The 21,539-nt window shown below is 64.9% G+C and carries 21 protein-coding genes and 2 rRNA genes; 19 read left to right on the top strand and 4 right to left on the bottom strand.

Translation table 11 applies throughout. The features are described 5' to 3' along the window. The 18 genes from ABIR17_RS07055 to der all read left to right on the top strand — a co-directional run. Positions 1–235: ribosomal RNA gene (locus tag ABIR17_RS07055) — 23S ribosomal RNA — on the top strand; the annotation flags it as partial. A 128-nt stretch (positions 236–363) separates the two neighbouring features. Next, positions 364–480: ribosomal RNA gene (rrf, locus tag ABIR17_RS07050) — 5S ribosomal RNA — on the top strand. 65 nt (positions 481–545) lie between these two features. Further along, complete coding sequence (locus ABIR17_RS07045; RefSeq protein ID WP_348003666.1) at positions 546–1,646, top strand: hypothetical protein; 1,101 nt, start codon at positions 546–548, stop codon at positions 1,644–1,646. Beyond that, positions 1,633–2,694, top strand: coding sequence for an HAD-IIA family hydrolase (locus tag ABIR17_RS07040; protein WP_348003665.1), 1,062 nt, complete (start codon positions 1,633–1,635; stop codon positions 2,692–2,694). Before ABIR17_RS07045 ends, ABIR17_RS07040 begins: the two co-directional genes overlap by 14 nt. Further along, on the top strand, positions 2,691–2,867 hold the full coding sequence (locus ABIR17_RS07035) for a hypothetical protein (protein WP_348003664.1): 177 nt from the start codon (positions 2,691–2,693) through the stop codon (positions 2,865–2,867). The genes ABIR17_RS07040 and ABIR17_RS07035 overlap by 4 nt, the downstream gene beginning before the upstream one ends. 22 nt (positions 2,868–2,889) lie before the next feature. Beyond that, complete coding sequence (locus ABIR17_RS07030; protein WP_348003663.1) at positions 2,890–3,765, top strand: TlyA family RNA methyltransferase; 876 nt, start codon at positions 2,890–2,892, stop codon at positions 3,763–3,765. Between the two features lie 45 nt (positions 3,766–3,810). Then, positions 3,811–4,728: an NAD kinase gene (locus tag ABIR17_RS07025; protein WP_348003662.1), complete on the top strand. Its 918-nt coding sequence runs from the start codon at positions 3,811–3,813 to the stop codon at positions 4,726–4,728. Further along, on the top strand, positions 4,695–6,431 hold the full coding sequence (gene recN / locus ABIR17_RS07020) for a DNA repair protein RecN (protein WP_348003661.1): 1,737 nt from the start codon (positions 4,695–4,697) through the stop codon (positions 6,429–6,431). Before ABIR17_RS07025 ends, recN begins: the two co-directional genes overlap by 34 nt. 123 nt (positions 6,432–6,554) lie before the next feature. Continuing rightward, positions 6,555–8,303, top strand: a complete 1,749-nt coding sequence (locus ABIR17_RS07015) for a CTP synthase (RefSeq protein WP_348003674.1) — start codon at positions 6,555–6,557, stop codon at positions 8,301–8,303. A 5-nt stretch (positions 8,304–8,308) separates the two neighbouring features. Beyond that, positions 8,309–8,887 (top strand): NUDIX hydrolase, encoded by a 579-nt coding sequence (locus ABIR17_RS07010; protein ID WP_348003660.1) that lies wholly within the window; start codon positions 8,309–8,311, stop codon positions 8,885–8,887. Then, a complete protein-coding gene (locus ABIR17_RS07005; protein ID WP_348003659.1) occupies positions 8,874–9,881 on the top strand; it encodes a site-specific tyrosine recombinase XerD in 1,008 nt (335 codons plus the stop codon). The genes ABIR17_RS07010 and ABIR17_RS07005 overlap by 14 nt, the downstream gene beginning before the upstream one ends. Before the next feature lie 111 nt (positions 9,882–9,992). Further along, positions 9,993–10,880 carry a ParA family protein gene (locus tag ABIR17_RS07000; RefSeq protein WP_348003658.1) on the top strand — a complete coding sequence of 296 codons (888 nt, stop codon included), beginning with the start codon at positions 9,993–9,995 and terminating at the stop codon, positions 10,878–10,880. 13 nt (positions 10,881–10,893) lie between these two features. Next, on the top strand, positions 10,894–11,709 hold the full coding sequence (locus tag ABIR17_RS06995; RefSeq protein ID WP_348003673.1) for a segregation/condensation protein A: 816 nt from the start codon (positions 10,894–10,896) through the stop codon (positions 11,707–11,709). Between the two features lie 4 nt (positions 11,710–11,713). Next, entirely contained in the window at positions 11,714–12,319 is a 606-nt protein-coding gene (scpB, locus tag ABIR17_RS06990; protein ID WP_348003657.1) for an SMC-Scp complex subunit ScpB, read from the top strand. After that, positions 12,316–13,116 carry a pseudouridine synthase gene (locus tag ABIR17_RS06985; protein WP_348003656.1) on the top strand — a complete coding sequence of 267 codons (801 nt, stop codon included), beginning with the start codon at positions 12,316–12,318 and terminating at the stop codon, positions 13,114–13,116. The genes scpB and ABIR17_RS06985 overlap by 4 nt, the downstream gene beginning before the upstream one ends. Positions 13,117–13,120: 4 nt before the next feature. Next, positions 13,121–14,212, top strand: a complete 1,092-nt coding sequence (locus tag ABIR17_RS06980; protein ID WP_348003655.1) for a prephenate dehydrogenase — start codon at positions 13,121–13,123, stop codon at positions 14,210–14,212. Next, on the top strand, positions 14,209–14,907 hold the full coding sequence (gene cmk, locus ABIR17_RS06975; RefSeq protein ID WP_348003654.1) for a (d)CMP kinase: 699 nt from the start codon (positions 14,209–14,211) through the stop codon (positions 14,905–14,907). Before ABIR17_RS06980 ends, cmk begins: the two co-directional genes overlap by 4 nt. After that, positions 14,904–16,433, top strand: a complete 1,530-nt coding sequence (der, locus tag ABIR17_RS06970) for a ribosome biogenesis GTPase Der (RefSeq protein ID WP_348003653.1) — start codon at positions 14,904–14,906, stop codon at positions 16,431–16,433. The genes cmk and der overlap by 4 nt, the downstream gene beginning before the upstream one ends. An 8-nt stretch (positions 16,434–16,441) precedes the next feature. Here the strand turns inward: der and ABIR17_RS06965 are convergent, their stop codons facing one another. Both ABIR17_RS06965 and ABIR17_RS06960 read right to left on the bottom strand, forming a co-directional pair. Beyond that, positions 16,442–16,798 carry a hypothetical protein gene (locus tag ABIR17_RS06965; RefSeq protein WP_348003652.1) on the bottom strand — a complete coding sequence of 119 codons (357 nt, stop codon included), beginning with the start codon at positions 16,796–16,798 and terminating at the stop codon, positions 16,442–16,444. 195 nt (positions 16,799–16,993) lie between these two features. Beyond that, complete coding sequence (locus tag ABIR17_RS06960; protein WP_348003651.1) at positions 16,994–18,100, bottom strand: 5-methyltetrahydropteroyltriglutamate--homocysteine S-methyltransferase; 1,107 nt, start codon at positions 18,098–18,100, stop codon at positions 16,994–16,996. A 23-nt stretch (positions 18,101–18,123) separates the two neighbouring features. Between ABIR17_RS06960 and ABIR17_RS06955 the strand changes: the two genes are divergently transcribed. Beyond that, positions 18,124–18,684 (top strand): MOSC domain-containing protein, encoded by a 561-nt coding sequence (locus ABIR17_RS06955; protein WP_348003650.1) that lies wholly within the window; start codon positions 18,124–18,126, stop codon positions 18,682–18,684. On the opposite strand, the gene ABIR17_RS06950 is transcribed toward ABIR17_RS06955, so the two are convergent. Together ABIR17_RS06950 and ABIR17_RS06945 are read right to left on the bottom strand one after the other, a co-directional pair. Further along, positions 18,674–20,971 (bottom strand): excinuclease ABC subunit UvrA, encoded by a 2,298-nt coding sequence (locus ABIR17_RS06950; RefSeq protein WP_348003649.1) that lies wholly within the window; start codon positions 20,969–20,971, stop codon positions 18,674–18,676. The genes ABIR17_RS06955 and ABIR17_RS06950 overlap by 11 nt on opposite strands. A gap of 26 nt (positions 20,972–20,997) precedes the next feature. Continuing rightward, on the bottom strand, positions 20,998–21,537 hold the full coding sequence (locus tag ABIR17_RS06945) for a diadenosine tetraphosphate hydrolase (RefSeq protein WP_348003648.1): 540 nt from the start codon (positions 21,535–21,537) through the stop codon (positions 20,998–21,000). Positions 21,538–21,539: the final 2 nt, after the last annotated feature.

The following is a 21,539-nucleotide window of genomic DNA, read 5'->3' as shown; positions in this document are numbered from 1 at the left end:
GGACGGACGAACCTCTGGTGTGTCAGTTGTTCCGCCAGGAGCACCGCTGATTAGCTACGTTCGGAACGGATAACCGCTGAAAGCATCTAAGCGGGAAGCCGGCTTCAAGATGAGATTTCCATCCCTTAGGGGGAGAGGCTCCCAGCTAGATTACTGGGTTGATAGGCAGGATGTGGAAGTGGGGACTAAAGACCCATGGAGCTGACCTGTACTAATAAGCCGATAACTTGATAACACACAGTTTTGCATGGTCTGTTTAGACAGATTGCTGCTCGCGTCCACTTGTAGCTCTCGACGTACGGTCGAGAGCGCGCCCGAAAGGGCTCGCTGGTTTAATGAATCAGACACGTAAGTCAATAGTGTTACGGCGGCCATAGCGAAGGGGAAACGCCCGGTCACATTCCGAACCCGGAAGCTAAGACCTTCTGCGCCGATGGTACTGCGAGGGAGACCTCGTGGGAGAGTAGGACACCGCCGGACTTCTTTCAGAAAGGGGTTACCCATACCGGGTAGCCCCTTTCTTCGTTAAGGACCAGGAGTTACGTATGAGTGATGCGTCGTCACGTCGGCCAAAGCCGCGGACCGATCGCAAGCCGCCGACGGGTAAGCCCGTCGACCGTAAACCCACTGACCGCCGCCCCTCTGACGGCAAACCTGCTGACCGTCAGGCGGGCGAGCGCAAGCCATATGATCGCGCTGCCTCCGATCGCAAGGCCTACGACCGCAAGCCGACTGATGGGAAGCCGTCAGAGCGCAAGCCTTACGACCGCGCGGCGGGCAAGCCGGGCGAGCGCAAGCCGTACGATCGCTCCAGTGCAGAGCGCCCGGCCACCGGGCGGCCGAGTTACGGCCGGCCCGGCGCCGACCGCACGAATGCCGATCGCAAGCCCTATGAGCGCACGTCGTCACCTCGAGCACGTGACGATGAAGATGGCCGTCCGCGTCATGACGATCCCGAGATTCCCGAAGAGGTGACAGCGAACCTTCTCGACAAGGTTGCTCGCGCCGAACTGAAGACTCTGAGCAAGGACAACGCGGACTGGGTAGCCCGGCACCTGGTTATGGCTGGGCGCCTCATCGAGGAGGATCCGGCTCTCGCCCACCGCCACGCCCTCGCGGCTGGACGCCGCGCGGGCCGTGTCTCGGTTGTTCGCGAGTCGGTGGGGATCACTGCCTACGCCCTCGGCGAGTTCGAACTCGCCCTGCGGGAGTTCCGTACCTACCGGCGCCTGTCGGGACGCAACGACCAGTTACCGCTCATGGTCGACAGCGAACGGGGTGTCGGCCGTCCCGAGAAGGCTCTCGAGTTGGGTCGCTCGGTGCCCCGCGCCGAACTTGAGCCCGCGGTTCAGGTCGCGCTTGCGATCGCGATGTCTGGTGCGCGCCTCGATCTCGGTCAACTTGACGCGGCTCTGGGTGAGTTGCAGATCGCGCAGCTGGACCCGGAGCGCGCCCATGCCTGGAGCCCGGCTTTGTTCGACGCCTACGCGACGGTGCTCGAGGATCTTGGTCGTGCCGAGGAAGCCGAGGAATGGTGGCAACGCTCAGACCGCGCGACGGTCGCTCTCGATCGGGCCGACCGGCCGGACGGCGATGACACGATCGAGATCATCGACGAAGAATTGCCTCCGGATGCCGAGAACTGACCCCCGGAGGTCAACTCACGACGCCGCAGGAACACCGCTGGGCGGCGTGGATCTCCTGCTTCTCGATCTCGACGGGGTCGTTTACGCGGGGGCAAATGCCATCCCGCACGCGGTTGAAAGTATCAATCGCGCCCAACGTGATCGAGCGGTCGGCTATCTGACGAACAACGCGTCGCGAACCGATGTCACTGTGGCCGAACACCTCGCAGACCTCGGGCTGACGGTCAAGCCGACCGACATCGTGACTTCGCCTCAGGCCGCGGTGACTCTTCTGAAGGACCTCGTCCCACCGTTGTCGCTGATCCTCGTGGTCGGTGGCGACGGTCTGGTAACCGAGGTCGAACGCGCGGGTTTCCGGATCACGCGATCTGCCGACGACGACCCGGTCGCGGTCATCCAGGGGTTTGCGCCCGCTGTCGGGTGGACCGAGCTTGCCGAAGCCGCCTACGCTCTCCAGACCCGCGAGGGTGTCGACGGCATCCCGTGGGTGGCCACGAACACCGACTGGACGATTCCGCAGGCGCGCGGTGTTGCCCCGGGCAACGGCACTTTGGTGTCGGCGGTGCACGCTGCGGTCGGTCGGCTTCCGGTCGTCGCAGGCAAGCCTGAGCGTGCGATCTTCGACGCCGCTGCAAGGCGGTTCGGGGCAATGCATCCACTGTTTATTGGCGACCGTCTCGATACCGACATCGTCGGAGCGAACCGGGTCGGGATGTCTTCTGCTCTCGTTTTGACCGGGATCGACGGGCCCAAACAAGTCCTTGCCGCCGAGGGCGATTTTCGTCCCGCATTCCTGCTCGGCGATCTCCGGCAGTTGTTCGAGCCGTATCCCTCCGCCGAAATCACGACGACGAAAGATGGGCGACGCGTCAGTGTCGGCACCGCAATCGTGCGCCACGAGGGTCGTGCCGTGACCCTTGAGAAGCGGGGTTCGGCGATTGACGTCCTCCGGGCCGCGACCGCCGCGGTCTGGAGCGCGGGTGTGCCGATCTACGCACTCGAGGTCGCACCCGAGCTGTATGCGGCGCCGATATCGTGGGACTCATGACCGACGACGATCTGCGCGACGACCGCCCGCGCGACGACGATGGTGATGCGCTGCTCTCGCGCCTGAAGGTCATCGAAGATCAGCCGCTCGAGACCAGGGCTGAGGCTCTCGCCCAGATTCAGGACGAGTTGCGCGCCATTCTCGAAGCGGGCGACGTTCGCCCGTCGGCGTGAACTCCGACGTAGGCAGCACGAATTGGCGAGCACCGAATCGACGAGCACCGAATCGACGAGCACCGAGTCGGCGAACATCGAATTGACAAACACCGAATTGACAAACACCGAGGCGCGGCTCGACGCCGAGCTAGTAGGCCGCGGTCTCGTTCGGTCCCGCGCGCTGGCGGTTCTCGCGATCGAACAGGGTCGCGTGACGGTCGACGGTCGAGTGGTGACGAAGCCATCCTCAAAGACGCGAGCGGATGCCGAGCTCGCTGTCGACGGTGAAGACCGATACGTCAGTCGATCTGCACTCAAACTCGCTGGGGCGCTCGATGTCTTCGAGGTCGGAGTCGGCGGCCGCCTGGCGCTGGACGTGGGAGCCTCGACGGGCGGCTTCACTCAAGTGCTGCTTGAACGCGGTGCGCGCGAGGTGATCGCGCTCGATGTCGGCCACGGACAGTTGGCGGAAGTGGTCAGGTCTGATCCTCGAGTGCGGGTCGTCGAAGGTGTCAACGCTCGCTCGCTCGACGCCGCGGCGCTTGCTGAAGCGTCCGGAACCACTGAGCGCCCCGACCTGGTCGTCGCGGATTTGTCTTTCATCTCTTTGACGACAGTCCTGCCAGCGCTGGTCGCGACGGTGGGTACCGATGCAGATTTCGTGCTGCTGGTGAAACCACAGTTCGAGGTCGGTCGCCAAGGCGTTCGCGAGGGAATCGTGCGCGAAAAGAATCTGCGACACGACGCCGTGAGCGCTGTCGTCTGGGCGGGCTGGGATCTCGGCCTCGAAACTCGGGGCATCGTCCCCTCCCCAGTACTGGGAACTAACGGCAATCAGGAGTATCTGCTGTGGGCGCGAGCCGCTGTCGGACCCCATCCACCACAATGGGAGGGTGTGATCGGCGCCCTGCCGTAGCGGGATGCCGACAACAGCAATCACCCGGCCGACGTCAGGAGCATCGTGTCTGAAGATCGACACCTCCTCGTCGTCGCGCATACCGGGCGACCCGACTCGCTGAAGGCGGGCGTTGAGGTCTGCCGGCAGCTACTCGCGGCCGGAATCACTCCGGTGCTGTCCGCTGACGAACACACGGCTCTGTTGGCGGCCGCCCCCGACTTGACCGCGCGACTCCTCGGTCAGGATGTGGCGCAGCACGACCTCGAACTGGTTATCGTGCTCGGGGGCGACGGCACGATTCTGCGGGCGGCGGAACTCGCCCGTGGTTGCGATGCTCCGCTCCTGGGCGTGAACCTGGGGCATATCGGCTTCCTGGCCGAGGCCGAGCGCGAAGACCTGCGTGCCACGGTCGAACGTGCCCTTGCCCGCGACTACGTCGTCGAAGAACGCATGACGGTCTCTGTGCGTGTGAAGCTCGATTCCGAGGTGGTCTACGAGACCTGGGCCCTCAACGAGGCTTCTGTCGAGAAGGCGAGTCGAGAGCGCTCCCTCGAGGTCGCGATCGAAGTTGACGGTCTCCCGATCTCGACGTTCGGGTGCGACGGTGTTGTGATGTCGACCCCGACCGGATCGACCGCCTACTCCTTCTCCGCCGGCGGGCCGGTTGTCTGGCCCGAAGTCGACGCGCTGCTCATGGTGCCGCTGTCGGCGCACGCGCTGTTTGCACGTCCGCTCGTCGTCGGACCCGACTCTGCCCTCGCGGTCGAACTGCTGCGTCGAACGCCGAGTACCGGCGTGCTGTGGTGTGACGGTCGCCGAACTTTCGACCTGCCGTCAGGTGCGCGCGTCGTGGTACGCCGCTCGCCGGTACCTGTTCGGCTGGCTCGGCTCAGCCCGGGTCCGTTCGCCGAGCGCCTGGTGAAGAAGTTCGAGCTTCCGGTCGCGGGATGGCGTGGTCCGGGTTCCGAGGTCGCCTCGTGATCGAAGAGATCTCAATCCGCGACCTTGGCGTGATCGGCGAGGCCAGGCTGCCTCTCGGTCCAGGATTCACCGCACTCACCGGCGAAACCGGCGCGGGAAAGACGATGGTGGTGACGGCGTTGGGGCTCCTGCTCGGCGCCAGGTCCGACAGCGGAACGGTACGTTCGGGCAGCTCTATGGCGGTCGTCGAAGGGCACTGGGACGTTGACGCGGCTGGCCCCGTTGCCGAGCGCGTTCGGGATGCCGGGGGAGAGGTCGATGCGACATCCGGCGGTCGGGCTCACTTGATTCTTGGCCGCTCGGTGGGCAGCGATGGGCGCAGTCGCGCCACCGTCGGCGGCCGTTCGGCCCCGGTCGGCGTTCTCGATGAACTGGGCCATCACCTCGTCGTGGTTCACGGTCAGTCCGAACAGTTGCGTCTCAAGTCGAGTACCGCACAGCGTGAGGCTCTTGATCGGTTCGCCGGGGCACCCCTGGCCGCCCTGCTCGGCGACTATCAAGACGCCTACCAACGCTGGCAGACCGATCGGGGCGAACTGGATGTTCTGACCGCGGAACGCGACCGGCGCACCCGTGAAGCTGAGGAACTTCGCCTCGCAATGGCCGAGATCGAAGAGGCAGCACCGCAACGGGGAGAAGATCTCGCCCTCGCCGAGCAGGCCGAGCGGCTCACCAATCTCGAAGATCTGCGCATCGCCGCGACCGAGGCGCGCGAGGCCGTCTCGGCCCAGATGGGTGACGGCGGTGATGCAGCGTCCCTCCTCGACGCAGCCCGTCGTTCGCTCGATCGTGTCGTCGCGCACGACGCGACTCTGGTGCCGATCGCCGAGCAGCTGACCAACGCATCCTTCGCTCTCAACGAGATCTCGGGTCTGCTCTCGTCGTACCTCGGCGGTCTGGATGCCGATGGCGGTCGTGAGCTGGAAGGCATCCACGAGCGCCGCGCTGTGCTCACGGCCCTGATCCGCCGCTATGGTCCGGGACTTGACGGCGTCGTCGACTATCTGGAGGCCGGCAGCACTCGACTGCTCGAACTCGACAGTGACGCGGATCGCATCGAGCAGCTGAGCCTGGAGGTCGAGGCGGGCCTCGCGCGGGTGCACGAACTCGCTGCCGCATTGAGCGACCTCCGCGGCACGGCGGCTCGGCGCCTTGAAAGCGAAGTTTCCGCCGAGTTGCGCGCTCTGGCCATGCCCGACGCTCGCCTCACGATTGACATTGAGTCGCGGGATCTCGGGTTGACCGGTCGAGACCAGGTCAGCCTGCTGCTTCAGCCGCATCCCGGAGCTGAGCCGCGTCCGATCGCCAAGGGTGCCTCGGGAGGCGAGCTTTCCCGCGTCATGCTCGCGATCGAGGTCGTGCTGGCCGGGTCCGATCCGGTGCCGACATTCGTCTTCGACGAGGTGGATGCCGGGGTCGGCGGCGCGAGTGCGACCGAAATTGGCCGGAGGCTGGCGAAACTCGCCGAAACCGCGCAAGTCATCGTCGTCACCCACTTGGCGCAGGTCGCCGCCTTCTCGACAAATCACCTGGTCGTCGAGAAGGGCACCGACGGCTCGGTCACGACGAGCAACGTGCGGCTCGTGCATGCCGACGAACGTGCGCTCGAGATGGCGCGACTTCTGTCAGGATCGCCCGATTCCGAACACGCTCTAGCTCACGCGCGCGAACTGCTCGAGCAGGCCCACGGCGCCTGGCGATGAGTCGAGCGCACCGCATCCGGTTCCCCAGAATGCTCACCATTGCCGACACTCGCCGCGGAGTGTCACAGCGCAGCCGCCCGTGCGTGGGATACGCTGAAACCCCGTGGTGATCAACGCGTGGTGATTAATTCGGGACCGGTTCGTACCAAGCACATCTTCGTGACTGGCGGGGTGGTCTCCTCTCTCGGTAAGGGCCTCACGGCGGCCAGTCTGGGCAATCTGCTCACGGCCCGCGGTCTACTCGTGAAGATGCAGAAACTCGACCCGTATCTGAATGTTGATCCGGGCACGATGAACCCGTTCCAGCACGGTGAGGTGTTCGTCACCGATGATGGCGCCGAGACCGACCTCGACATCGGTCACTACGAACGTTTTCTCGACATCGAACTCGACCAGGCCGCGAACGTCACCACCGGTCAGATCTACTCGCGGGTGATCGAACGTGAGCGCCACGGTGAGTATCTGGGCGACACGGTTCAGGTCATCCCCCACATCACCGACGAGATCAAGCGCCGGATGCGGTTGCAGGCGCAGCCGCCGACCGACGGCACCGCGGCACCCGACGTGATCATCACCGAGATCGGCGGAACTGTCGGTGACATCGAGAGTCTGCCGTTCATCGAGTCGGCCCGTCAGGTGCGCCACGAACTCGGGCGCAACAACGTGTTCTTCGTGCACGTCTCGCTCGTTCCCTACATGGGAGCGTCGGGGGAGCAGAAGACGAAGCCCACCCAGCACTCGGTCGCCGCCCTGCGCTCGATTGGCATCCAGCCGGATGCCCTGGTGTTGCGCAGCGACCGCCCTGTCTCAGAGAGCAACCGTCGCAAGATCGCCCTCATGTGTGACGTCGAGGAACGCGCCGTCGTCAACGCGATCGATGTGCCGAGCATCTACGAAATCCCCACCATGCTTCACGACCAGGGACTCGACAGCTACATTGTCGAGCAGCTCGGGTTGCCGGCCGGCGAGGTCAAGTGGGACGGCTGGCTCGACCTGTTGAAGACAGTTCACGATCCCAAGCACGAGGTCACGATCGCGCTCGTCGGAAAGTATGTCGACCTGCCCGATGCCTACCTCTCGGTCACCGAGGCGCTCAAGGCTGGCGGCTTCGCTCATGAGAGCAAGGTGGTCGTGAAGTGGGTCGCGTCCGACCTCTGCGAGACCCCGGAAGGTGCCGCGCGCGAACTCGGTTCCGTTGACGGCATTTTGGTTCCCGGCGGGTTCGGCGTTCGGGGCATCGAGGGCAAACTTGGCGCTCTGCGATTCGCGCGCGAGAACATGCTGCCGGCCCTCGGAATCTGCCTCGGACTGCAGTGCATGGTGATCGAATATGCGCGGGATGTCGTGGGTCTCGAGGGCGCATCATCAAGCGAATTCGATCCCGACACCGTGTATCCGGTGATTGCAACGATGGCTGAGCAGGTCGACATTCTCGATCGCGGTGACATGGGTGGCACGATGCGGCTGGGCCTCTACGAGGCAGTCTTCGAACCCGGCTCGCTCGTCGAGAAGCTCTATGGGGCGTCAAGCGCCTCCGAGCGGCACCGCCACCGCTACGAAGTCAACAACCTCTATCGCGACCAGATCGCCGATGCCGGCCTGGTGTTCTCGGGTGTCTCACCCGACGGGCACTTGGTTGAGTACGTCGAATTGCCGGTCGACGTGCACCCGTTCTACGTCGGCACTCAGGCGCATCCTGAGCTGCGGTCGCGGCCCAACCGCGCTCACCCTCTGTTTCGCGGACTCGTGGGCGCGGCACTTGAGCGGCAGCGCGCCAGCCGGTTGTTCGAGGTCGTCGAGACGGGGGAGTCGGGTGTCGTGCCTTCCGATGGCAGCGCGCCCGAGCCCGTCGTGCAGCCCGCGACGGCGTGATCCGGATGGATCTCGACGCGTTTCGTACCGGCCCGCTTAAGGACCGATCCGATCCGGCGCCGATCATTTCGCGCGAGACGGTCTTCGACGGCAAGGTCTGGGATATCGTCCGCGACACGGTGACTTTCGGCGGCAAACCGATGGTGCGTGAGTACGTGGCACACACCGGCGCTGTCGCGGTTCTCGCGTTGGACGAACACGATCGGGTGCTTCTGATCAACCAGTACCGCCAGCCGCTGGAGTTGCGCGAGTGGGAACTCCCCGCGGGCTTGCTCGACATCCCGGGTGAAGATCCGCTCGTCGCTGCACAGCGGGAGCTCGGCGAAGAGGCAGATCTGGTCGCCGCCGAATGGACCGCGCTGACCCGTTTTCACTCGTCGCCCGGCGGCAGCAACGAGGTCATCACCATCTTCCAGGCGCGCGGGCTGAGCGCCACTGAGACTCCGCACGACCGAACCGACGAAGAGGCCGAGATCGTCACTCGCTGGGTGCCGCTTGCCGAAGTGCTCGACGCGGTTGCTGCCGGCCACATCACCAATGCCATCCTGATGATCGCGGTGCTGACCGCTCATGCCCAACGCTGACGAATTGACCGCTGACGAACCGACCGCTGACGAACCGACGGATGCCGGATCGGGTCTGACGACCGAACTCGAGCGCTACCTTCGGCATCTCGGGATCGAACGGGGTCGCTCGCCGCACACTCTGGCGGCCTACCGCCGGGACCTTGGTCGGTTCTTCGACTCGCTGACCATCGCGGGGGTGCGGGATGCCACCGCGATCGAGGGCGAACACGTCACGTCGTTCGCGCGCTCTCTGCGCGACGGGCCCGACCCTCTCGCCGCCTCATCCGTTGCCAGGATGCTGTCGAGCGTCCGCGGTTTTACCCGGTTCCTGGTCGACGAGGGTCGCATCGTTGTTGACCCGGCGGCCGAGATTGTCGCTCCCAAACTGCCCGATCGGCTGCCGAAAGCGCTCACCATTGGGCAGGTCGAGCAGCTGCTGGCTGCGGCGATGGTCGAGGGGGGAGCCGGGGGTGGGGCAGCCGGGGCGGACGTCGCCGGGTTGCGCGATCGTGCGCTTCTTGAGTTGCTGTACGCAACCGGTGCCCGAGTCTCGGAAGCGGTCGGCCTTAACGTCGACGATCTGGTGGGCGACGCAGGCACCACCGACCTGGTACGCCTTCTCGGCAAGGGCGGAAAGCAGCGAGTGGTGCCGGTGGGGAGTTACGCGCGGAGCGCGCTCGACGCCTACCTCGTGCAGGCTCGCCCCGTGCTGTCGGCACGCGGCCGCGCGACTCCGGCGCTCTTTCTCGGGATGCGCGGCGCTCGACTGTCGCGGCAAAACGCGTGGTTGCTCATCCGCGCTGTCGCGGAGCGTGCCCAGCTCGACGCCACGATCTCTCCGCACAGCCTGCGCCACTCGTTTGCGACCCATCTGTTGCAGGGCGGCGCCGATGTCAGGGTCGTTCAGGAGTTGCTGGGGCATGCGAGTGTGGCGACGACCCAGATCTATACGCGGGTGACCGCCGACGCGCTGCGTGACATGTACGTCACGGCGCATCCTCGGGCACGCTGAGCTGCGGCTCACATCAGGGATGTCTCACCTTCAACTTGAGGTAGAGATGAGGTTGTCTACTGCGGGCGCGTTCCGCGACGCCTGGCCGATTCCCAGTCCTACACTCGGCTCATGGTGGGGCAGCGCGCAGACGTAACCGAGTTACCGGGGCTTGAATCACCCGATCTCGGACCGACCGGGCGACCGATCACGTACTTCGCCGAGCCGCCTCGACTGCGCACGCACGGCCCGGCGCGGGTCATCGCCCTCTGCAACCAAAAGGGTGGCGTCGGCAAGACGACGAGCACCATCAACCTCGGTGCGACCCTCGCCGAATACGGTCGACGTGTGCTCGCTGTTGACTTCGATCCGCAGGGTGCTCTGAGTGCGGGTCTCGGCGTTCCCACCCACGACGTGCCCACCATCTACGAACTTCTGTTGGGCATGAACACAGCGGTCGTCGACACGATCGTGCACACTTCGACTCCGGGGCTGGATGTCATCCCGGCCAACATCGACCTCTCCGCAGCCGAAGTGCATTTGGTGAACGAGGTCGCCCGTGAGCAGATCCTGGCTCGAGTTCTGCGCCAGGTGCAAGACCGGTACGACGTCATCCTCATCGATTGTCAGCCGTCGCTTGGCCTGCTCACCATCAATGCTTTGACCGCCGCGCACGGGGTACTCATCCCGCTCGAGTGCGAGTACTTTGCGCTCCGTGGCGTCGCCCTACTCGTCGAGACGATCGAGAAGGTGCGCGACCGGCTGAACCCCGCCATCCGGCTGGACGGTATTCTGGCCACGATGTACGACGCACGCACCCTCCACTCCCGCGAAGTTCTCCAACGCGTTGTCGACGCCTTTGGACCGCAGGTTCTCGAAACCGTCATCGGTCGCACGGTGAAACTGCCCGATGCGTCGGTGGCCGCTGAGCCGATCACGATCTTTGCGCCTGAACATTCGGTCACCGAGTCCTACCGTCAGTTGGCTCGGGAACTCATCGCACGTGGCGCCGCCGCCTAGCGCGGCGCCCGAGCTGGCGGCGGACGCTTCTCCTGCTGAAGAGAGTCCGGCCGGCTTCTCGCTGACGCTCACCAATTTTTCGGGTCCGTTCGACCTGCTGCTCTCGCTGATCGCGAAGCACGAACTCGACATCACCGAGATCGCGCTCAGCCGGGTGACCGACGAATTCATGTCCTATCTGCGGGGTCTCGACACCGACGAAGAGCTCGATCAGGCGAGCGAGTTTCTCGTCGTCGCGGCGACGCTGCTCGACCTCAAGGTCGCCGGCCTCCTGCCGCAGGGCGAACTCGTGGATGCTGAAGACGTTGCCCTTCTCGAGGCGCGCGATCTGCTCTTCGCCCGACTCCTTCAATACCGTGCCTTCAAAGAAGCCGCCACCTGGTTCGCCCGCGGGATTGAAGCCGAAGGTACTCGCCACGTGCGGGCGGTGCGGCTGGAAGAGAAGTACCGCAAGCAGACGCCCGAACTGGTGTGGACGCTCAATCTCGATGACTTTGCGGCCCTCGCGGCTCTGGCTTTCACGCCGCGCGAGATCCCGATCGTCGGTCTTGACCACCTGCACGCACCCCTGGTCAGCATCCGGGAGCAGGCGGCTCACGTGATCTCGCTGCTGCGCCCCGGGGCTCCCGTCACGTTCCGACAGTTGATCGCCGGCGCCGACCAACGCGGAGTGATCATCGCGCGGTTTCTCGCGGTGCTGGAGCTGTACCGACAGGCGGCCATTTCGTTTGAGCAACTCGAACCGCTCGGCGAGTTGACCCTCAAGTGGACGGCGCTGCACTGGAACGACGACAGCCTGGCTAGCCTCGGAGCGGACTACGATGCCTGAAGTCATGGCAGAAGAACAGGTCGCCGCAGAAGCTCAGGTCGACGAGGCACCACGCGCCCCCGCCGACCTCGAACGCGCGCTCGAGGCGATTCTGATGATCGCCGACGAACCTCAGTCTCTCGTCAGCCTGGCGACTGCGCTCGGCGTGCCCATCCCGGCGGTGCGCCAATCGGTCGAACGGCTGGTCGCCGACTACGACGGTGCGGACGGCGGCGCGGTTCGCGGTTTTGAGTTGCGCGAAGTGGGCGGCGGCTGGCGCATCTACGTGCGTGCCGCGTACGACGAGATCGTCAGAGAGTTCGTGCTGACTCAGAACCCGACCAAGTTGTCCCAAGCGGCGCTCGAGACTCTCGCCGTCATCGCCTACAAACAGCCGATCAGTCGGGGCGCGGTGGCGTCGATTCGTGCCGTCAACGTCGACTCGGTTGTTCGCACTCTGCTCGGGCGCGGTCTGATCCAGGAGGCGTACACCGACAGCGAGACCGGCGCGATCCACTACGAGACCTCGCCCCTGCTGTTGACCTCGCTGGGGATCAACTCCCTCGACGAGCTGCCCCCGATTTCGCCGCTGCTGGCCGACGGCAGCGACGGGTTCGACGACCTCGCATGACGTTCACCGACGCACCCGGCTCAGAGCGCCTGCAGAAGGTACTCGCTGCCGCGGGAGTGGCCTCGCGCCGGGTGTCTGAGCAGCTGATTGTCGCCTGCCGGGTGAGCGTCAACGGTGAGGTGGTCACCGAACTTGGGTCGCGCGTCGATCCTGCCGTCGACAAGGTCTCCGTCGACGGCACCCCCATCCAGCTCGATGTGTCGAAGCGGTACATCATGCTGAACAAGCCGACCGGAATCGTCTCGACAATGGCTGACGAAAGTGGTCGTCCCGACCTGAGTCAGTTCGTCGCTGACTTCGAGGAGCGACTGTTCAACGTCGGCCGCCTTGATGCCGAAACGAGCGGTCTGCTGATTCTGACCAACGACGGCGAGATCACGCAGGTGCTGTCGCATCCCTCGTTCGGCGTTGAGAAGACGTACATCGCGACGGTGCGGGGCGAGGTGCTGCCCGCCACGCTCGCGAAGCTGCGCAAGGGTGTCGACCTCGACGATGGACCGGTCGTCGCCGATCGCGCGCGCCTCGTGGGGGAGCCCTCAAAAGGACGCAGCATCGTCGAAATCACGCTGCACTCCGGCCGCAATCGCATTGTGCGCCGCATGATGGATGCCGTGGGCCACCCGGTCGAAGAATTGGTGCGTCGACAGTTCGGTCCGCTGCACCTGGGTACCCTCCGGCAGGGTCACAGCCGAGAGCTGAGTAAACTCGAACTCGGCCAGGTGCTCGCACTGGCTTCCAGAACAACTCTGGCATCTCGCACGCCACCCACCACGGGGCCTCTCTCACCACAGGATTGATCCGATGAACGCTGCACGCCTGAATGGCCAGGTGCGCATCGTCGGCACTGGGCTGCTGGGTACCAGCATCGGTCTCGCGCTGCGCGAGCAGGGTGTGGATGTCGTGCTCGCCAACCGTTCGCCCGCGGCGCTGCGTCTCGCCGTCGACTACGGGGCTGGCCGCGAGGCGAGTTCCGAAGACTCCCCGGCGCTCGTGATTGTCGCCGTGTCGCCCGACTCGACCGCCGAGATCGTTGCCGCGGAGCTGATCGCTCATCCCGAAGCGCTGGTGACCGACGTCGCGAGCGTCAAGGCCGGCATCTTGGCTGATCTCATCGCGCGGGGTGCGGATGTTGCGCGCTACCTGGGATCCCATCCGATGGCGGGACGCGAAAAAGGTGGGGCGATATCTGCCCGAGCCGACATCTTTCTCGGTCGCCCCTGGGTGATCGCGCCGCACGCCGGTTCGACGGTCGAGCAGGAGCGGATGCTGGAAGACCTCGCGCTCGACCTCGGTTCGGTGCCGATCCGGCTTGAGCCCGATGCCCACGACCGTGGCGTGGCCCTGGTTTCGCACGTTCCCCAGGTCGTTGCGTCGCTCCTCGCTGCTCGCCTTCTCGATGGCCAGGATGCGGTGGCAGCCCTCGCCGGGCAGGGCCTGCGCGACACGACGCGCATCGCGGCGAGCGATCCCGAGTTGTGGATCCAGATTCTCGCCGCCAACGCTGGCCCGGTCGCCCACATTCTTGAGGAATTTCGGCACGATCTCGACGGCGTCATCGAAGCTCTCGAGCGCCCCGACGCGCCCGGCGCCCCGACGCGCGTCGCCGCAATGCTGACGCGAGGCAACCAAGGCGTCGCGCGCATCCCTGGCAAGCACGGCGGTGATGCGCGGTACGCGACGCTCGTCGTGCAGGTTGCGGATGAGCCGGGCGAGCTGGCGCGACTGTTGACCGAGATCGGCGAGGAGGGTGTCAACCTCGAAGACTTCCGCCTCGAGCACTCGCCCAACGCCCAGATCGGTTTCGCCGAGATCGCGGTTCTTCCCGAGGTCGCTCGCGATCTCGCCGACGCGCTGATCGGTCGCGGCTGGGCACTCGCGGAGAGCCGCCGATGAGCACGATCGTGGTGGCCATCGACGGCCCGGCCGGCAGCGGCAAGTCGAGCGTCAGTCGAGCCGCGGCATCCCGACTCGGCTTCGACTTTCTTGACACCGGCGCCGCCTATCGAGCGCTGACCTGGCTCACTCTGGAACGCGGGCTGAGTCCGGCCGATGCGGATGCCGTGATCGCTGTGGTCGACGACCTCGACTACGCGACCGTTGCGGGTGAGCACGACACCGTCGTGCTGGTGCGCGGCACTGACGTGAGCCACGCCATCCGCGAGCCGCGCATCACCGCGGTCGTGAGCGATGTCGCGCGCATCCCTGAGGTTCGGGTGCGTCTGAATGAGATGTTCCGAGCCACGATGGCGGCGACTTCAGCACCCGGCGTCGTCACCGAGGGCCGCGATATCACCACGGTCGTCGCCCCGGATGCCCACGTGCGCATCCTGCTCACGGCCGACGAAGACGTGCGGATCGCACGCCGCGCGCGTGAACTCGCCCCGGAAGCGGCGAACACGGCATCCCAATTGCGTGAACGCGACAAACGGGATGCCACGGTCGTCGACTTTCTGACGGCAGCTCCCGGCGTGACGACCCTCGACTCGACCAACCTCGACTTCGAGCAGACGGTGCAAGCCGTGCTCGACCTCGTCAACTCAGCTCGCGCAGTTAGCGCAGCTCAAGCATCGGAAGTAGCGCCCACATGAGCACCACCCCTCCCGGACCCGATCCCGACGACGAGGTCACCACCGACGTCGACCCCGAACTCGCGCAGCGCCTCGACGAACTGGATGACGAGCTCGCCGAACAGCGTGCCGCCGCGCTCCGGTCAGGGCTTGCCGACTACGACCTTGACGACGAAGACCTCGACCTGCTTGAAGTATCTGGGGCCGGCCCCGACGGAATCACCTATTTGCCCGCGCTTCCGGTGCTGGCAATTGTCGGCCGCCCGAACGTCGGCAAGTCGGCACTCGTCAACCGCATCCTCGGTCGGCGCGAAGCGGTCGTCGAAGACGTGCCGGGTGTCACCCGCGACCGCGTCTCGTACAAGGCCGAGTGGCTCGGTCGCCGGTTCACGCTCGTCGACACGGGGGGCTGGGAGCCCGATGCCCAGGGCATCAATGCGTCCGTTGCGGCCCAGGCCGAAATCGCTGTTGATCTTGCGGATGCCGTGATCTTCGTTGTCGACATCAATGTCGGTGCAACCTCGACCGACGAGCATGTCGTCAAGATGCTGCGTGCGGCGAAACGTCCCGTCATCCTGGTCGCCAACAAGTCTGACGACGCGGTCAAGGATTCACTTGCCGCCGAACTCTGGAGCCTCGGCCTCGGCCAACCGTGGCCCGTTTCGGCCATCCATGGTCGCGGTGTTGCGGATGTTCTCGACGAGGTCATGAGGCTGCTGCCGCAGGTTTCGGCCGTCGCCAAACAGGAGATCGGCGGACCTCGGCGAGTCGCGCTCCTCGGTCGCCCGAACGTCGGAAAGTCGAGCCTTCTCAACAAAGCCGCGGGGGAGGAACGCGTCGTCGTCGACTCAGTAGCCGGCACAACGCGCGACCCGGTCGACGAACAAGTCGAACTCGCAGGCAAGATCTGGACCTTCGTCGACACCGCGGGAATCCGCAAGCGGGTTCACCTGCAACACGGGGCAGACTTCTACGCGTCGTTGCGCACCTCGACAGCTCTCGAAAAGGCCGAGGTCGCGGTCGTCGTGATCGATGTCACCGAGCCGGTCTCGACTCAAGATCTGCGCATCATCGAACTGGTACTCGACTCGGGCCGTGCGCTCGTGCTCGCCTTCAACAAATGGGATCTGCTCGACGACGAGCGCAGGCGCTACCTCGAACGTGAGATCGAGCAAGACCTCGACCACGTCGCGTGGGCTCCGCGGGTTAACATCTCCGCGCGAACGGGTCGTCACCTCGAGAAGTTGGTGCCCGCCCTAGAAACCGCGCTCGAATCGTGGGACACGCGCATCCCGACCGGCAAGTTCAATGCGCTGCTCGCCGAGATCACGGCGGAGCACCCGCACCCGGTGCGCGGAGGGAAGCAGCCCCGGATCCTATTCGGAACCCAGGCCGCCACCCGTCCGCCCACGTTCGTGCTGTTCACCACCGGGTTCCTCGACCCTGGCTACCGTCGCTTCATCCAACGTCGGCTTCGCGAGGTCTACGGGTTCGAGGGAACGCCGGTCATCGTGAACATGCGCGTGCGCGAGAAGCGCAAGCGTTAGGCGCTAGTTCAGCTGGCGGCCGAGGTCGAAGCTGGCGTCGATGCCGGAGCGGTCGAGTTTGCGGGCGCGGTGGTCGCGGGTGCGGCTGTCGTCGAAGCACTCGTTGAGCGCGGCGCCGTTTCGGCCCGAGCCGCGGCGGTGCTGTTCGTGCTCCGAGCGACCGGCTTCGTCACGCTCGCGCGAGTCGATGTCGGGCTGGTCGTGGTCTTCGCTTTCTTCTTTGCGACCTTGATCGCCTTGACGGCATCTTTCGCCGCCGCGCGACTGCGCTTGACCGCCTTGCGGGCAACCTTTGCAACGTCCTTCAGCTCAGATCGGAGCTTCTTGATCGTCTTGGACTGCTTGGAGTTCTTCGAGGAAGCCATGCGGCCACCTTTCTCACGCCGTGGCGTGTTCACTTTCTTTTTGCCTGCCAATCATCGGAAATTCACGATGAGCAGAAGCGCGAGTGTAGCTCGCGAAAGTAAACAGATGCGCCGCGCGGTGCGCGAAGCGCTGATCTAGCGCCAGATCTCCTGAGACAGGCTGATCTAGCACCAGACCTCGCGAGCGAGGTCTATCTAGCTCCAGACCTCGCGAGCGAGATCCACAATTTCGCGCACCTTCGCCCACTCCTGGGCTTCGGTCAGCACGTTGCCCTCTTCGGTGGAGGCGAACCCGCACTGCGGGCTGAGCGCGAGCTGGTCGAGCGCCACGAACTCGCCCGCTTCGGCGATGCGCTTCTTGACGTCTTCGGGGTCTTCGAGATCGCCGCTCTTGGAGGTGATCAGGCCGAGCACCACGACCTTGTTGCCCTTGGGCAGGAAGCGCAGCGGCTCGAAACCGCCTGCGCGTTCGCTGTCGTATTCCAGGAAGTAGCCGTCGTAGTTGCAGCCGGCGAGCAGGTATTCGGCAACAGGCTCGTACCCGCCCGAGGAGATCCACGTCGACTTGAAGTTGCCGCGGCAGACGTGAGTCGTGATGACCATGTCGGCGGGCTTGTCGCGGATCGAGTCGTTGATGAGTTTCACGTACTTGTGGCCGATGCCTTCGACGTCGACCCCACGGCCGGCTGCCTTCTCGATCTCGGCCTGCGAGCAGAGGTACGCCCAGGTGGTGTCGTCGAACTGGAGGTAGCGGCATCCGGCGTCGTAGAACGCCTGCACAGCGGCGCGGTAGGCGGCGGCGAGATCGTTGAGGATCGCGTCACGATTCGCGTAGAACTCGGATGAAATGTCGGAGTTCTCAGCTCGCCAGTGCACGACGGTCGGCGACGGGATCGTCATCTTCGGGGTGACAGTGGTGTTTGCTGCCAAGAACCGGAAGTGGTCGAGGAACGGGTGGTCGGCGGGGAACCCGATCTTGCCGACGACCGCGGGGCTCTTCGGCTTGGTCTGCACGCCGTGGAACTGGATGCCATGGTCGATCTCGATGATGTCGACGCCATCGAGGAACCCGATGAAGTCGAAGTGCCACCAGGAGCGACGGAACTCACCGTCGGTCGCGAGCTTCAGACCCGCTGACTCCTGCTCGTGGATCAGGTCGATGATCTCGCGGTCTTCGATCGCTGTGAGACCAGCGGTATCAAGTGACCCGGCTTCGTGCTGGGCGCGAGCCTCCTTGATAGCGGAGGTGCGGAGGAAGCTACCCACCTGGTCGGCTCTGAACGGCGGTGTCGTACGTTGCATCCACCCAGCTTAGGCTGGGCGATATGGGACATCTGATCGCGCCGTGTGTCGTCGTGCAGCTCCACGCCGACGCGGGAAGTGTTGGCACGACAGCCATCGACAAGCGACCGGTCGACTACGCGGTGAAGGTCGGTCGACTCGGTCTGTACGCCGACGTTCAGGCCGATCGCAAGAACCACGGCGGCGAAGAGAAGGCGGTCTACGCGTACGCCGCCGAGGATGCCGACTGGTGGGCGCAGCAGCTCGGCCGCGACATCCCGCCCGGGCTCTTCGGTGAGAATTTGCGGGTCGAGGGCATCGACGCGAGCACTCCGCAGATCGGAGAACGCTGGCGCATCGGAACGGGTGAGGATGCGGTGGTGCTCGAGGTCACCTACCCACGCACCCCGTGCATGACCTTCGCCCGTTGGATGGGCGAGGACGACAACGGATGGGTGAGACGCTTCTCGGATGCCCGCCGACTCGGCACCTACCTTCGGGTGGTCAAGACCGGCACGGTGAAAGCTGGCGATCCGATCGAGGTCGAGGCGGCACCCGTCGGATCGCCCACGATCCTCGACAACTACCGGCTCCCTAGCGACTGATGTAGCGGGCGAGATGCTGACCGGTGAGTGTCTTCTTGCCGGCGACGAGTGCTTCGGGGGTGCCTTCGAATACGACGGAGCCACCGTCGTGACCGGCACCCGGGCCGATGTCGATGATCCAGTCGGCGTGAGCCATGACGGCCTGGTGGTGCTCGATCACGATGACCGACTTTCCGGCATCCACCAGGCGGTCGAGCAGACCGAGTAGCTGCTGAACGTCGGCCAGGTGCAGACCCGTCGTCGGCTCATCGAGAATGTAGATGCCGCCCTTGTCAGCCATGTGGATGGCGAGTTTCAACCGCTGCCGCTCCCCGCCCGACAGTGTGGTCAACGGTTGGCCGAGCGTGAGGTAGCCGAGCCCGACATCCGCCATTCTCGCGAGGATCGCGTGCGCCGCCGGGACCTTGGAGTCGCCGGTCGAGAAGTACTCGACGGCGTCGTCAACCGACATCCCGAGCACTTCGCTGATGTTTTTGCCGCCGAGGCGATACTCCAGAACCGACGCGAGAAAGCGTTTGCCGTCGCACTCTTCGCACACCGATGACGACGCACCCATCGCGCCCATGTCCGTGTAGATGACACCGTTGCCGTTGCAGACCGGGCAGGCGCCCTCTGAGTTCGCGCTGAATAGCGCGGGTTTGACGCCGTTGGCTTTCGCGAAGGCGGCACGGATCGGATCGAGCAGCCCGGTGTAGGTTGCGGGGTTGCTGCGCCGCGAGCCGCGGATCGGTGCCTGATCGACCGAGACGACGTTGGCGCTCTTCGGAATCGAACCGTGGATGAGTGAACTCTTGCCCGATCCGGCGACGCCGGTGATGACGCACAACACACCGAGCGGGATGTCGACCGAGACGTCCTTCAGGTTGTTCTCGGTCGCGTGGCGGATCTCCAACTTCGCCGCTGAGGTTCGCACCGTCGGTTTGAGGGCCGCGCGGTCGTCGAGGTGGCGTCCGGTCAGGGTGTCGCTGGCGCGCAATCCTGCGACGGTTCCGATGAACTGGATCTCTCCGCCGTGAACGCCGGCGCGTGGGCCGAGATCGACGACGTGATCGGCGATCTCAATCGTCTCGGGCTTGTGCTCGACTACCAGAACCGTGTTGCCCTTGTCGCGCAGTTGCAGCAGCAGCTGGTTCATGTTCTGGATGTCGTGCGGGTGCAGGCCGACGGTCGGTTCATCGAACACGTAGGTGACGTCGGTGAGGCTCGACCCGAGGTGCCGAATCATCTTGGTGCGCTGCGCTTCACCACCCGAGAGCGTTCCCGAGGGGCGGTCGAGGCTCAGGTAGCCGAGCCCGATCGAGACGAACGAGTCGAGCGTCTGCTGAAGGTTGCGCAGCAGAGGAGCGACATGGTCGTCTTTCAGCCCGCGAACCCAGGCAGCGAGGTCGCTGATCTGCATCGCGCAGGCGTCGGCGATGTTGAGTCCGCCGATTTTGGATGCGCGCGCAGCTTCGTTGATGCGCGCACCGCCGCATTCCGGGCAGGCGGTGAAGGTCACGGCGCGCTCGACGAAGGCGCGGATGTGCGGCTGAAGCGCGTCGACATCCTTCGACAGCATTGACTTCTGCACCTTCGGAACCAGACCTTCGTAGGTCAGGTTCATGTTCGTGACTTTGACTTTGACCGGTTCCTTGTAGAGGAAGTCGTTCAGCTCCGCCGCAGTGAAGTCTTTGATCGGTGTGTCGGGGGGAAGGAATCCCGATTCGGTGAAGATTCGAACCAACCAGCCGTCCGCGGTGTAGCCGGGAATCGTGATGGCGCCGCCGGCGAGCGACTTCGTGGCGTCGTAGAGCTGGGACAGGTCGATATCGCTGACTGTTCCCATCCCCTCGCAGCGCGGGCACGCCCCGGCCGGAACGTTGAACGAATAGTGGAACGCGGGGCCGGCGCTCGGCTCGCCGAGGCGGCTGAACACGATCCGCAGCATCGCGTTGGCATCGGTCGCGGTGCCCACCGTCGAGCGTGAGTTCGCGCCCATCCGCTCCTGATCGACGATGATCGCCGTCGTCAGGCCTTCCATGACGTCAACATCGGGGCGGCCGGGGCTGGGCATGAACCCCTGCACAAAGGAGCTGTACGTCTCGTTGATGAGTCGCTGGGATTCGGCCGCGATCGTGCCGAAGACGAGGCTCGACTTGCCCGATCCCGATACCCCGGTGAACACCGTCAGCCGACGCTTGGGCAGGTCAACATCCACATTCTTGAGGTTGTTGACGCGGGCGCCCTGAACCCGGATCAGGTCGTGGCTGTCGGCGGCGTGTTCGGAATCTGCGGGGGTCGTCGGCATGGAATCCACGGTAGAGGCGTCCTCCGTCACTGGGCCGATTCGGACGAATCTGATTCGGCTGTTCCGATGATCCTCGCGCCCGGTTCGCTGGCGAGACGTACCAGTTGGGCGGTGATTTCGCCGCGCAACGCATCGTGCTGTTGGCCGAGCGCCGTCGCGGGATCCTTCCATTTCTCAATCGGGTAGAGCCAGACGGGTCGCCAGATGAGCTCCGCCGGTTCCCAGTCGTACCGCGGAAACACGTGGGCGTGCACGAAGGGATCCGCATTGCCGAGGATGTCGATGTTGGTTCGTCGAAACGCGGGGTCGAGCGCTGCGCACGCATGGCCGACCGCTGTGGCGAGGAGGTCGGTATCAGCCAGAAATTGCACGCGTTCAGATCGGGACAGGTCGGCGAGTTTCGTGGCGTCGATGTTGCGACTCAACATCACGCAATACCCGGGCAGAAACTGCGTGTCACCGATTACGGCCCAGCCACTCGTTAGCTCGATCATGACTGTCGGGTTTTCGCCGCGAAGGGCTGATCCAATTCGGTCGGCGCGCCAGTCGGTCGTAATCCCGGTCATAT

Origin of the sequence: Pseudolysinimonas sp. (genome assembly GCF_039912695.1) — a bacterium.
Taxonomy (GTDB): domain Bacteria; phylum Actinomycetota; class Actinomycetes; order Actinomycetales; family Microbacteriaceae; genus Pseudolysinimonas_A.
This window is presented reverse-complemented; position numbering and strand designations above follow the sequence as displayed.